At 47.8% G+C, this 13,320-nt stretch carries 9 protein-coding genes; 6 read left to right on the forward strand and 3 right to left on the reverse strand.

The features are described from left to right. Window positions 1–10: 10 nt before the first annotated feature. Complete coding sequence (locus ACXAH1_RS08530) at window positions 11–1,747, reverse strand: amidohydrolase (RefSeq protein WP_475195929.1); 1,737 nt, start codon at window positions 1,745–1,747, stop codon at window positions 11–13. A 71-nt stretch (window positions 1,748–1,818) separates the two neighbouring features. Here ACXAH1_RS08530 and ACXAH1_RS08535 point away from each other — a divergent pair, with 71 nt between their 5' ends. Then, window positions 1,819–2,499: a response regulator transcription factor gene (locus ACXAH1_RS08535; RefSeq protein WP_475195932.1), complete on the forward strand. Its 681-nt coding sequence runs from the start codon at window positions 1,819–1,821 to the stop codon at window positions 2,497–2,499. Then, window positions 2,496–3,683: a sensor histidine kinase gene (locus tag ACXAH1_RS08540; RefSeq protein ID WP_475195934.1), complete on the forward strand. Its 1,188-nt coding sequence runs from the start codon at window positions 2,496–2,498 to the stop codon at window positions 3,681–3,683. Before ACXAH1_RS08535 ends, ACXAH1_RS08540 begins: the two co-directional genes overlap by 4 nt. Here the strand turns inward: ACXAH1_RS08540 and ACXAH1_RS08545 are convergent. After that, window positions 3,671–4,135: an OsmC family protein gene (locus ACXAH1_RS08545; protein WP_475195937.1), complete on the reverse strand. Its 465-nt coding sequence runs from the start codon at window positions 4,133–4,135 to the stop codon at window positions 3,671–3,673. The genes ACXAH1_RS08540 and ACXAH1_RS08545 overlap by 13 nt on opposite strands. A 60-nt stretch (window positions 4,136–4,195) precedes the next feature. Here ACXAH1_RS08545 and ACXAH1_RS08550 point away from each other — a divergent pair, with 60 nt between their 5' ends. The 4 genes from ACXAH1_RS08550 to ACXAH1_RS08565 all read left to right on the forward strand — a co-directional run bounded on the left by ACXAH1_RS08550 (window position 4,196) and on the right by ACXAH1_RS08565 (window position 12,512). After that, window positions 4,196–5,161: a LysR family transcriptional regulator gene (locus ACXAH1_RS08550; RefSeq protein ID WP_475195939.1), complete on the forward strand. Its 966-nt coding sequence runs from the start codon at window positions 4,196–4,198 to the stop codon at window positions 5,159–5,161. 100 nt (window positions 5,162–5,261) lie between these two features. Further along, a complete protein-coding gene (locus tag ACXAH1_RS08555) occupies window positions 5,262–9,416 on the forward strand; it encodes a response regulator (RefSeq protein WP_475195942.1) in 4,155 nt (1,384 codons plus the stop codon). After that, window positions 9,394–10,296, forward strand: a complete 903-nt coding sequence (locus ACXAH1_RS08560; protein ID WP_475195944.1) for a CheR family methyltransferase — start codon at window positions 9,394–9,396, stop codon at window positions 10,294–10,296. Before ACXAH1_RS08555 ends, ACXAH1_RS08560 begins: the two co-directional genes overlap by 23 nt. Window positions 10,297–10,379: 83 nt before the next feature. Beyond that, a complete protein-coding gene (locus ACXAH1_RS08565) occupies window positions 10,380–12,512 on the forward strand; it encodes an EAL domain-containing protein (RefSeq protein WP_475195947.1) in 2,133 nt (710 codons plus the stop codon). Here the strand turns inward: ACXAH1_RS08565 and ACXAH1_RS08570 are convergent. Then, entirely contained in the window at window positions 12,464–13,297 is an 834-nt protein-coding gene (locus tag ACXAH1_RS08570) for a hypothetical protein (protein ID WP_475195949.1), read from the reverse strand. The genes ACXAH1_RS08565 and ACXAH1_RS08570 overlap by 49 nt on opposite strands. Between the last annotated feature and the right edge of the window lie 23 nt (window positions 13,298–13,320).

Consider the following 13,320-nt stretch of genomic DNA (forward strand, 5'->3'; position numbering starts at 1 on the left):
CCAATATGGCCTAACGCTGATAAACAATTTCGCCATCGAGTAGTGTCATGACTACCTGGGCATTGCGGATCTGTGTGGCCGTGGCTTCAAATAAATCCCGGTCAATGACCACCAGATCTGCCAGTTTACCGGCTTCAATGCTACCGACACGTTGCTCCTGGCGCATGGCATAGGCGCTGTTAAGCGTGTAGGCTTCTATCGCCTGTGCCAGCGTAATGGCCTGCGGCTGACGAGAAACCGCATTGCTTAATCCGATGAACGGATTAAACGGGCTGACATTCCAGTCGCTTGATAAGGTGAGCGTGGCTTTGTTGTCAACCAGGCTGCGAATAGGCACCAAATCCTGCGCCCGCTCCGCCCCAATTAAGGGGATGGTGTCGGGCCAGTGGCTCGGATCTGTAAAGTCGCCGGCAACTTGTGCATCGGCAATCACCCCCAGCTTGTCAAAGCGTGGTAAATCAGCAGGGTCAATGACCTCCAGATGGGTAATTCTGTGGCGGGCTTGTCCATTTGAAGCTTTTTCAATGGCGTTCAACGCTTCATGAATACCACGGTCACCAATACCGTGGATGTTAAAGTCAAAGCCCGTTGGTTCCAGCGCTTTGATGTACTTTTCAAGTCGTGCCTGAGAAAAGTAATTCAGCCCCCGGTTACCATCCAGTTCCAGCCAGTTTTCCAGGTAGGGTTCATGCATCGCGGCTGTGGTATTGACTAAAATACCATCCATATAGAATTTGACCTGGTTAACCTGTAGCAGCTCGGCTGGGTTACTCTGGTACAAAGATTTAAGTTTCGCCAACTGGGTGGTATCGTTCATTTGTGGGTAAGCCCATAGCCCCAGCGCGACGCGCAGTGTCAATTTGTCTTCCTTCGCAACGCGCTGCCAGGTTTCCAGATGACCACGCTGCCAGTAGGTGCGCGCGTCACTGATGGAGGTGATGCCTGCCTTGTTGAGCTCAGGCATGGTGTATTCAATCAGGCCCAGGTAGTCACTCTGTGCAGCTTCCGGAAGTGACTGCATGGCCAGCTCCATGACCTGGTTGCCCGCATTGTCATACAAAATACCATTGAGCGCCCCTTGCTCATCGCGACCCAGCACCCCACCAATAGGGTCAATGCTTCTGGCAGACAGGCCAGCAAGCGCCAGTGCTTTACTGTTTACCCACATAGAGTGAGAAGTTTGTTCCATAATGATCACCGGGCGGTCAGGCACTGCTTCATCGAGTACTGCCAACGGAGAATCAGACATCTCCAGCAGCGTTGATATCTCATGGCCATAGCCGATCAGCCAGGCAGCCGTGGGATGTTGGCTGGCTGCGTAAGCTACTTCGTCTATGTATTCACCGGCGGTTGCTGCGGCAGGCACCGTAAACTGGGTCGCCTCCGAGGCTGACTCAAGCGGGTGCATATGCACATCATGGAAGCCGGGTAGCATCATCTTGCCCTGCAAGTCGATATGATGTGTGGTTTCGCCGATATACTGCTGAGCTTGTTCATTGCTCCCAACCAGGACAATTTTATTGTCTTGCAGCACCACGGCCTGTGCCCATGGTTGCTCAGTATTCACTGTGTATATTCGTCCATTGGTAAAGACCATGGTGGCGCTATTAATATCATTGGTCTGCACTACATTCGGGGTGCTTGTCGGCTTCGTAGTTGGACTCGTTGTTTGATTGTCTGAGTTACAGCCACTGAGGGCTAAACCGGCTATCAGAAAGCTGCTGGTGATCATCTTTGTTACTCGCATTGTTGACTCCTCGTTGATGCCGATACACTATCAATAGCATGGTAACCACAAGGTAACAGTATAGAGGTTAAATGCTGATCTTATTGGTTGAAGACGACTCGGTTCTGGCTGCGCAAACCATCGACTTTCTTAACGTAGAAGGGATTGAGGTGGATTATGCCGCAACGCTTGCCAGCGCAAAAGAGATTGCGGCCAAAAATGCCGCTTTTGACAAATACGATGCGATTGTTCTGGACATGGCATTGCCTGATGGTAATGCATTGAGTTTGTTGCAACAAACACTTGCGGGGTTTGACGCTCCGGTATTATTCTGCACTGCCGCAACGGCACTGGATGATAAGCTGGCTGCATTTGAGGCTGGGGCACTCGATTATTTAACCAAACCCTTTGCGCTTCCGGAGCTGGCAGTGCGAGTCAAGTTACTAGCGGGTAAAGTAAGCAAACAAAATCAGGTCTTTGAGCTGGGTGATCTGCATATCGACTTTTCGGCAAAAATTGCCCGGCGAGGCAGTCGCACCATAGTGTTATCGCCCCAGCAATGGCAATTGCTCGCATTACTGGCTGAGCAGGCTCCGGCTCCTGTCAGTAAAGTCCAAATATTGCGCCATATCTGGCCGGACAGTGAAGTCAACAACAATATGTATAAGTCATTGATAACCAGGCTGAGACATAATCTGAGCCAGGGGGATGAAGTGTCAGTGATTCATACGCTCAAGGGACAGGGCGTAGCATTGAGAGAAACCGCGTCATGAAGCAAAAAACGCTCAGGTGGTATCTGGCCAGGCGATTGTTATTGCTGTTTAGCATCTTTTCTTTGATCTGGGTTTGGGTAGCCAGTCAGGTTTATCACTATGCCTGGGATGGCACGTCAGAATATTATCTTTATCAGGATCTGGAGGTGGTGCTGTCGGGCCAGCTAAAATTACCTTATGAGGATACCGGCAAGTTCATGGGTCTCTGGCAAGATCTACCCACAGACTATCAGCGTACTTTTGAGCGTCATGGGTTGGGGCCTGACGAACAGACTCGGGAATTCACACAGTTGCTCACACTGGGTGAAGACTATGTGTATATTCTGCGCTATGCAGAGATGCCGTCCGAACCGCTGTACATTGTGCATCGCATTGCCGGGCAGGATTCGCCCAGCCTGCTGGTGGTGTTTATTGCCCTGACGCTGGCGCTGTTTGTGCTTGCCGCCCTAATATGGTGGCCTACTCATCAACGTATTGTGCGCGAGTCTGAACAACTCACTGCGTCTTTGAAGTCACCGGATAGCAACCTAACCCAGTTTGAGGAGTTTGCTTCTCAGTCTATTCTCGCTGCCACTGATGCTTACGCACAAGACTATGCCCAGCAACAGGAGCGGCTGTATTCCGCCTTTTTAAGTCATGAACTTAATACGCCGCTGGCACAGATCCAAAATACGCTGGCACGATTTGGGCAGCTGGATGAGCTGCCTTTAGATGCTTTACCTTTATTAACTCAGCTTGAACAAGCAGGTCAGGATCTGGTTTTGCTGAGTGAGGCTATTTTGTTGCTGTGCCGAGCCGATCAGGCACGTCTGACAGTAACTGAACTGGGTGGGGTTCTGATACGCTGGCAACAGACTTGGCAGCAACAAGGTCTGTGCATAGATCTGAATCTGCCAACAGAGCCAGTCAGCCAGCCAGTTCAGCTGCGTCTGTTGACCTTACTCCTGACGCAGCTGGGCAAAAACGCACTGCAACATGGTGAAGGCACACTCGTTGTAACACTGGATAATAGTGGCATGACCTTTTCCAATCGAGTGGGTCAACAACAAGCACATCACGGTCAGGGGTTAGGTACCCAAATTATTGCCCGCGTATGTGCATGTTTTGGCTGGCGGGAACAGTCTCATTCGCATTCGGAGCAGCAATTTACGCTGACGATCCATTTTTCCGGTTACACCGGTTGAACCAGTACCTCGGTTTTAACAGAGTTGGCTATAAAGCACAGCTCATGAGCCTGATGATGTAACATGTTCAGGCTGATCTGGTCTTGAGTATTATGTGTGGCCAGAGTTACTTCGGGGCGCAGAATGACCTGGGTCATGGCCATTTTACCCGTGCTGTCTTCACTGAGGGTGCCAACAGCCCTATCTTCGTAACTTTCCACCACAAAGCCTGATTTTGCAGCCAGGTGAAGGAAAAATAGCATATGACAACTAGATAAAGAGGCAACAAACGCTTCTTCCGGATCCGCATATTCAGGCACTGAATATGGCTGTGGCACGATGTGTGGTGATGCAGAAGCTGCGAGCTTCGCTCCGCCACCCAATTGCCAGTGGTGTGCGCGGCTGTATTGTTGTTCAGTAAAACGCTCATTGTGGTTGAGCTGCCAACGAATAGTTGCATGATATTGGGACATTTTATTGCTCCAGATTTTGATGACTGACATCAGTATGGAGTTGATTTGCTATGAGTAAAAGTGATAATAACTCAACCTGTTGTTAAGTATATTCACATCATGATTGAGGCAAATATTTCGCTGACTGCACTACAAAGCTTTGCCGTGGTCGCAGCTGAGCTGAGTTTCACCAAAGCCGGTCAGATCCTGCACAAAACCCCCAGCGCGATTAGCCACCAAATGAAACAACTGGAGCATCAGCTCAATGTGCAGTTGTTTTACAGAAAATCCAAAGGCGTAATATTGACACCTGCAGGCAAGTTACTAAAGGCGGATGTCAATCACGGACTGGCACAAATCAACGCAGGGATCCGCCAGGCCAGACTTAAGGCGCAAACTGACAGGCAGACTCTCGTTCTTGCGGTGATCCCTTCATTACTGGAACACTGGCTGTTGCCCAGGCTCAGTCGCTTATACACAGCACTGCCCGCCATTCAACTGGAGCTGATAGCAATGGACCAGCTGGCCGATTTCGCCAGCAATCGGGTTCATGGTCATCTGCACTTTGGTCGGGGAGAGTTTGCTAATTTGGACAGTCGCTGGCTGGCCGATGAGTATACCTATCCCGTGATTTCACCGACGCTTCGCCAGCAATATCCTCATTTGTCTTCGGTCAGAGACTGGATTGGGCAAGTGCCCTTACTGGCTTATCGTGGTGGGGTCGAGGATGCGCCAGCAAATCTTGGTTGGGAAGCATGGCTGAATCGCTTTAACCCATCAGACGCTCGGGTGCCGCGTGTTAACACCTTCAGCCATGTGGGTCTGGCGATAGGGGCGGCCAAACATGGTCAGGGTATGGCCCTGGGTTGGCACCACATTGTACATCATGCCCTGAATCGTCGAGAGTTAGAGCAACTCCCGGTTGAACCAATCAAGTTGGCATTTTCTTACCATCTGGTAGCCCCCAAATGCCAATGGCTCCGGCCAGAAATGGTGGCTTTATTTGAGTGGCTCAAATTAGAATTTTCTCTCTCATCAATCGGGTGAATTTTAGGCAGAAAATTGCCCCAACTTTTGGCTGCATGACTATACTCTGAGTGAACACTTCCAGAATAAATGGACTGGCGCTTTACAGAGAGAAGGAATAATGGAGTTAAATACGTTAAGTACGCGCATTAGTGCGGGGTTTGTACTCGCCTTTTTGATCCCCGCTGCAATTGTTATTGCGGCACTTTTTCAGCTTGCTGAGCTGGAGCGCAGCAGCACTCACTTTAGTGGCAATGAACTGGCCAGTGTTAAGCATATGCAGGCGCTGAGATCGAATTTTGAGGACTCTAAACTCGAGCTGAAATCCTGGATGGCAGGTGGTGGTCAGCAGCACCTGCAAGGAAGGCGCGAGGCCTGGCAAAACATCGACGAATCTCTTTTCAAGATAAAGCGGCTATCTTTATCTGCTTTGAATCGTGATCAGGTTGTAAGACTGGAAGCAAAACTGGGCGAAGCCAGGTTAGTGCAGCAGAAAATAGAAGCTGTGGCTCAAACCGAAGAGAACTTTCCTGGGCTACAAATTCTGTTCAATCAGGCAATGCCCAGAGCTGAGCGGATCCAAAATGCGGTAACCTTGTTGATAGAGCGAGAAGAAGAACTCGCTGGAGGAGAGCAGCGCAAGCAGCTTCTTAAACACCTGGCCGACTTTAGGGCCAGCTTCGCGAGTGCAATGAGCGCTGCAAAAGCATTTTTACTCAGTAATCAGGAGTCCTATTTCAGGGACTTTGAGGAATATCACTCGTGGCATGAAGATGCCTGGTTAAGCGTTCAGCAGCAACAGGCATTGCTGGATGAACAACAAATAATGCAATTTCAGAAAATTACACGCCTACGTGTCGAATACTGGGGGTTGGTAAGAGACATGTTCGAGTTCAGGCGGAGCACTAATTGGGATCAGGCTGAAAGTATCTGGCAAGAGCAGTTAGGTCCGTTAACGCGCGCACTCAAAAATCAGCTGATAGAAATAGAGATAGCCCAGCAACGACTTGCCGACAACAGCCTCATGTCTAATCAACACAGTTTAGCTGAGTTGTCTTTGTTCTCTGTCATTGCGCTCGTGCTGGCAGCATTGATTACAACTTTCATCGCATACCTAATCAATAAGCAGATAGGGCAATCAGTCAGCCAGTCTATTGAAGTTGCAGAGCAAGTCGCTGATGGTGACTTTAGCACCAATGTTCAGCTCCAAGGCAGCATTGAAATTGTTCGGTTGTCAAAATCTTTGTCACGTATGACAGAAACACTCAGAGCAATCACGCAACATGTGAAGTTAATAGAAAACGGCGACTACCAGGCAGACTTTGTGCCCAAAGGGGAGCAAGACCAGCTGGGCAAAGCGCTTCACTCGATGACCAAGAAATTAAGAGAGAGCAAACTGGAGCTAGAGTCGCAGAGTTGGTTAAAAGCGGGGTTATCTGAGTTCTCTGACTTGTTGACTGGCGCTCGGACCGTTACAGATATTTATCAGGCTTCAGTGGATTTTTGCACCAAACATACCGGGGCTGAGGTCGGCGTATTGTACGCAAAAGAGGGGGGCGGTTTTAAGCTTGTCAGTAGTTTTGCATATAAACATCGCAATTCTGCGAGCAACGAGTTTATGGCTGGTGAAGGTTTAGCTGGTCAGGCGGTGTTAGAAGGCAAGGTGATGTGCTTTTCTGATTTACCCGCTGATCATATACCGCTTGAGATTGAATCCGGGCTCGGTCACTCTGCGGCTAAATTCATTGTCGCGGTCCCCCTGGTCGACAGATTACAAAATGGCGCCGTTTTGGGGGTACTTTTACTCGGGAACACTAAACCTTTCAAAGCTATAGATATAGAGTGGCTCGAGCAAAGCGCAGATAAACAGGCTCAGGCGCTTACATCCGCTCAATCTCGGGGGCGATTGCAAGAGCTGCTGGAAGAGTCGCAACAACAAGCGGAAGAGCTTGAATCTCAGCAGCAAGACCTTAAAGCCGCCAATGAGGAGCTGGAGCAGCAAACACAGGAGCTCAAGCGCTCGGAAGAAGAGCTCAGAGAACAAAGAAGCCAGCTTACCCAAACCAATACTGAGCTTACAGAGCGTACAGACACCTTGCAAAAGCAAAAAATTGAAATTGAAAATGCCCGAATTGAGTTGCAACATCGTGCTGAACAACTGGCCGTATCGAGCAAATACAAATCTGAGTTTCTGGCCAACATGTCTCACGAATTGAGAACGCCGCTCAATAGCTTACTATTACTGTCACAGTCTTTAGCCCGGAACTCAGAAGGTAATTTAACCCAAGATCAGCTTGAGGACATTGAGGTGATCTATAACGGTGGCCAGTCTTTGCTGACCTTAATTAATGAGATCCTGGATCTGTCAAAAGTCGAGGCGGGTAAACTTAAATTGATTTCGGACCGAGTTGATTTACACAGTTTTGTAGCCCGACTAAAAAGACAGTTTGACCCGGTTGCAAAAGAAAAAAATCTTGAGTTTAAAATCACGGTTTCTGCGCTGTCGCCGAAGGACATAGAAACAGACGAGCTGAGACTGGAACAGGTACTTCGAAACCTACTGTCCAATGCCTTCAAGTTTACGGAACAAGGTTTTGTGGAGCTGTGTATAGAACCCGCTGCCGGCGACGTTCAGTTTAATAATTCAACATTGACGCCGGATAACTGTCTGAGCTTTGTAGTGAGAGATACGGGCATTGGAATCGAGCAAGGCATGCAAAAAGCGATTTTTGAAGCTTTCCAGCAAGCAGATGGGTCAACCAGTCGGGCTTTTGGAGGTACAGGCTTGGGATTGACCATTTCGAGAGAGTTCAGCCTGTTACTGGGCGGAGAGATCCAGTTGGTCAGCGAGGTGAATAAGGGCAGTACCTTTTCTTTGTATATTCCGCGCCATAAACAACCCGATCATGAAGAGCAGGGTGAGCCACAGTCTCAACCGGATTTACCAGCAAACCAGGTCGCTCAGCAAAACGACTTTGTGAAAGCGCATGATGATGCACTGCTGGCTGAGCGGCAATCTTTAAGTGCTGATGTTATGGTCACCACAGATGTCAGACCCGCATCAGCCCCCGAACGCAATAGTACAGTTTTGATTGTGGAAGATGACAGTCAATTTGCCAGTATTTTATCTGATATTGCCCGCAAACATCAGTTTGACCCGCTAGTGTGTTCGCAAGCTGAGCAGGCACTGAACATGATACAGCAAGCGCTGCCCAGCGCGGTGATATTGGATATCGGACTGCCGGATATGGATGGCATGATGTTATTGGACACCTTAAAGTCGCAGCCTAAAACGCGCCAAATCCCGGTACATATTGTTTCGGGCAAAAATAAAGACCCAAAAGCATTGCAAAAAGGTGCCATCGACTTTTTAACCAAGCCCGTGTCGTTAGAGCAAATGGAACAAGTTTTTGCAAAGTTCGAGGTCTTGTTGCAAAAACACATTAAGCATTTGCTCTTAGTAGAAGATGATACCGATGCCTGTAAAGTGATTAAGCAGGTTTTGCAGCAAAAAGGATTAGAGCTACATGTTGCCAATGATGGCGGCACAGCCATGCTGGTGCTGAAACAACATCAGATAGACTGCTGTATTGTAGATTTGAATCTGCCGGATATATCGGGTTTTGAATTGCTTGAAAGAATGGATGCCGAATCGGGCCTGACACTGCCGCCAATTATAGTCTATACCGCACAAGATTTAAGTCGGGATGAGTACCATCAATTGTTGCGCTTTACGGATAAAATTGTACTGAAAACCGATCACGCGCCGGTGCGCTTGCAAGATGAAGTCGAGCTCTTTTTACACTCAGTAGAGCAGCAGTTGCCACCCAGTGTGATAGCCTCAAAGCAAAATGATATTATCAGCCAGCCCGTTGATTTATCAGGTTTTCATGTACTTCTGGTCGATGATGATCTGCGAAACACCTATGCCTTATCCAAGCTGTTGAAAGAGCAAGGCCTGACCGTGACCATGGCAGACAATGGTCAACTGGCTCTGGAAAAGCTACAACAAAGTGAACAATTTGACCTGGTCCTGATGGATATTATGATGCCCGTAATGGATGGCTTTGAAGCCATGCGGCACATTCGTGCAGATATTTCCCAGAACCTCCCCATTATCGCATTAACCGCCAAGGCGATGAGCGAGGACAAACAGAAATGTCTTGAGGCCGGAGCCAGTGATTACCTTGCTAAGCCGGTTGATATCAATGTATTGATTTCTATGATGAAAATCTGGCTATACGAAACGCAAAATGCAAGTGACAGACTCCATTAACCTCACGCAGGGCAAAGATCCTGAGAGAAGGCTAACCCCAGAGCAACTGTTAGAAGTCGACATTCTGCTGGATGTACTATACCAGCGCAGTGGCTACGATTTTTCACAGTATGCTCGCAGTACGCTGATCCGGCGACTGCAAAACTGTATGCTCATGGACGACGTGCCCTATTTTTCTCACTTAATCCCCAAAGTGTTATATGAAAAAGGGTACATGCACAAACTGATTCAGGAGCTGTCGGTCAGTGTGACGGAGTTTTTCCGAGATCCTGTCTTTTTTCAGTCTTTGGAGCAACATGTACTCCCCGTATTAGAGACTTTCCCTTACTTTAAAATTTGGCATGCCGGCTGTGCCACGGGTGAGGAAGTATATTCTCTTGCTATATTGCTAAAGGCACATGGCCTATATGACAGGGCAAAAATCTATGCGACCGACTTTAATGACCGTATCTTGGAAAAAGCTAAAGTAGGTATTTTTACTGAAGAAATCATGCAGCAGGGAGAACAAAACTATAATCAGCTGGCCATATCACAAGATACGCCATTTCATGAGTACTTTTCGACTCAGTACCACAGCAGCAAGATTCGAATGGAGCTGGCTCGAAATATCGTGTTTGCCAATCATAATTTGGTCTGCGATGGGGTGTTCGGAGAAATGCAGTTGATACTTTGCCGTAATGTGATGATTTATTTTGATAATACTCTAAAAATGCGGGTTGTCGATTTGTTTGATCAAAGCCTTCACCATAGTGGCTTTTTAGGATTGGGGCGGCTTGAAAATCTCGATTATCTGGACACCAGTGATCGGTGGCAGTTACTGGACAATGCTGCAACGCTTTATCGTAAAGTACCAGGCCCCAAACTAGGACTAAAGACTTAGGGTAATATCTAAGGTTCGGGCTGGAAGATGCGATTTTTGTACTAAGCTTAAAGAAGCTGGAATGAAACAAACCAGGATGATTTATGGAAGCACTGAAGCGAAATCAGGTGCATAAAGACGATTGCACCAAACCAACGATTTTAATTGTTGATGACAGGCCCGAAAACCATCGAGTGGTGAAAAAAATCCTTGCAGATATGCGTGCCAATTTTCATTCTGCCGAGTCGGGTCATGAGGTATTGTCGCTGGTATTACGGCACAAGTATGCGGTTATTCTGCTGGATGTGATGATGCCAGGCATTGATGGATTTGAAACGGCCGCTTTGCTGCGCATGAATGATGAGACCAAGCATACGCCAATTATCTTTATCACTGCCGCAGATCATACCGAAGCGCTGGAGTTTAAGGGGTATGAGGTGGGGGCGGTCGATTATTTGTTTAAACCCATCAATGCCCACACCTTATACAGCAAAGTGCAGGTTTTTCTTGAACTGGAACAGCAAAGAACGAAGCTTTTACAATCTTTTCATGATATTCAGGAACTTGAAAACAAAAACCGTCTGTTATTAAAGTCGATTGGTGAGGGGATCTTAGGAGTCGATACACAGGGTCGTATCACTTATACCAATCCGGCGACCGAAAAAATACTGGGCTTAAATGAAAATATGTTGGTGGGCGCTGATATTGCGGAGTTCATCTGTTTATCTACATCGCTTGCTGGGATTGCAAACTGGGAAAATTGCAAAATATTTGAGCACTGTACCAAGGGGTATACCTACCGGGATTCATACGGGTTATTCAAGGATAACGAAAAACGCATGTTTCCAGCTGAGTTTATTGCCACGCCCATCTATGAAAACAATACTTTGTTTGGTGTGGTTATCGCATTTCAGGATATTAGCCAAAAGCGCAGTATTGAAGAGCAGCTGAGTCGTTTATCTCAGTTTGATACTCTGACAGGTCTGGTCAATCGCAGTACTTTCGAAAAGCACTTGCAGCAGGCGATTAAACGTAGCCTCAGGCATGGTCGGGAATTTTCACTTTTGCATCTCGATTTAGACCATTTTAAGCAGATCAACGACCAGTTTGGTCATGAGGTGGGTGATATTTTACTTCAGGAAGTGGGCCACCGGATTGTAAAAACGGTCAGTGATGGTGATATTGTTGCTCGGATAGGCGGCGATGAATTTGTGATTCTGCTGGAGAATTTTATTGAGCAGCATGTCAGAAACGAGGCTGTACTTGCTGAGCATTTGCTCAGTCATTTATCGGGTGCTTACCATATTCGGGGTAACGAAATTTACATTGGCCCGAGCATTGGTATAGCACGTTTCCCAGGTGCAGGTGAAGACAGCGTCAGTGTACTCAGAGCCGTTGAACTGGCAATGTATCGGGCTAAAAAGCAGGGAGGACAGAACTTTCAGTTCTTCACCGAAGAACTGCATTTGCAAGCTTTGGAATCTCTTGAGCTGGAACAAAAGCTACGGGCGGCCATCGAGCACCAGGAGTTTGAGTTGCACTATCAGCCGCAGTGGGACATTGCAAATAACAAAGTCAACAAGGTAGAAGCTCTGCTACGCTGGTTTCCCGCCGACGGCAATCGGGTGGGTCCGGATGTTTTTATTCCCAAGCTGGAGGAAATGGGGCTGATCAATAAAGTAGGTGAGTGGGTTGTTGAACAGGCCTGCTTGCAGGCAAAAAAATGGCGAACCGAAATGCTCAACCCGCCCTGCATTGCGGTTAATTTGTCGATGGAGCAACTGCAGCGAGAGGAGTTGCCCGAAATGGTATTTTATTTGCTGCAAAAGTATCAGCTACCGGCTGATGCCATCGAAGTAGAGGTAACGGAAGGGATGATGATACAAAACCCCCAACAGGCAATTGAAATTCTTAATGCCTTTCAACGCCTGGGGATTGCCGTAGCGATAGATGACTTTGGCACGGGTTATTCATCGTTTAGTTATCTGGTACATCTGCCAATCGACACACTTAAAATAGATCGCGAGTTTGTTCGCAAGCTGGGAGAAGATGAAAAGTGCGAAATGGTGGTGCGGGCCATTATCAGCCTGGCTCACAATATGCGTTTAAAAGTGGTGGCAGAAGGGGTCGAAACAGAGCAGCAGCTGGCCTTTCTTTTGGAGCAAAAATGTGACTATATTCAGGGCTATTATTTTGCAAAACCCGCATCTGCTGCGCAGGTACGGCTTGAACTGTGAGCCTGTGCCAGTGCAATGGTGGGCAAATGAATAACGATAGCCTGTGAAGTGATATAAAGTACCCAATTAATTGCTCTGATCTGTGGATAGTAACCTTGCCCCTCGTTGCCAAAAATCCAAAATTGTCCGATGAGTGCGTCGGCCAATGTAGCGAGAATCATACCAAACGCCAGGCTGAATCTGGGCACTTTTGGCAGGTTGGAACGGATCAACAGGCAAAAACCCAGCAGGGCGGCCTGAGCAATAAACACGGCGTAGCTACCGGTTAGGAGCGTAACATACCAGCCACTGCCAGGCAGGTGCATAGACAGGTAACTGCACAATGCCAGTAGTGCAGTGATCAGCGCTGCAAGCATAAAGTAAACCACATGAACACCCGAGTAGTTCAACAAACGCCAGCACGCCAAAAATAAGAACAGATAGCCGGGCATAAAAAACCACACAGAATCTGCCAGGTAATCATGTTTTACTACTGTGCCGTGTTGAAAGTAACTTTGTGTCAGGTTGAAATTAACCAGGTCGCCGGCCAGACAAAACAAAATGGATAAAACGGCCATATTTGCAAATAGTCGACAACTGCTAGCGTATTGATGTTGATAGATTGATTGTCTTATTATTAAGCAGTTGGACAGTAGTAAGAGCAAAGTCAGCGCCTCGAAACTCACAACCCAAACGCGTGTTTCTCCTTGTACAGACCAAACGCCGAGCAGGGTTAAAAGCAGGTCGAGCATTGCCAATGCGATGATTAAGGCACTTATGTTGATCGTGTTCCAGCGGGCTACCATCCTGAATCCTTGTTACTTTGCCG

It is taken from the genome of Pseudoalteromonas sp. AWH4_217 (assembly GCF_056161105.1).

What these genes read in the sequence shown, in the direction of transcription:
- ACXAH1_RS08530 (WP_475195929.1), bottom strand. Translation starts at nt 1,747, where the DNA reads ATGCGAGTAACAAAGATGATCACCAGCAGCTTTCTGATAGCCGGTTTA.
- ACXAH1_RS08535 (WP_475195932.1), top strand. Translation starts at nt 1,819, where the DNA reads ATGCTGATCTTATTGGTTGAAGACGACTCGGTTCTGGCTGCGCAAACC.
- ACXAH1_RS08540 (WP_475195934.1), top strand. Translation starts at nt 2,496, where the DNA reads ATGAAGCAAAAAACGCTCAGGTGGTATCTGGCCAGGCGATTGTTATTG.
- ACXAH1_RS08545 (WP_475195937.1), bottom strand. Translation starts at nt 4,135, where the DNA reads ATGTCCCAATATCATGCAACTATTCGTTGGCAGCTCAACCACAATGAG.
- ACXAH1_RS08555 (WP_475195942.1), top strand. Translation starts at nt 5,262, where the DNA reads ATGGAGTTAAATACGTTAAGTACGCGCATTAGTGCGGGGTTTGTACTC.
- ACXAH1_RS08560 (WP_475195944.1), top strand. Translation starts at nt 9,394, where the DNA reads ATGCAAGTGACAGACTCCATTAACCTCACGCAGGGCAAAGATCCTGAG.
- ACXAH1_RS08565 (WP_475195947.1), top strand. Translation starts at nt 10,380, where the DNA reads ATGGAAGCACTGAAGCGAAATCAGGTGCATAAAGACGATTGCACCAAA.
- ACXAH1_RS08570 (WP_475195949.1), bottom strand. Translation starts at nt 13,297, where the DNA reads ATGGTAGCCCGCTGGAACACGATCAACATAAGTGCCTTAATCATCGCA.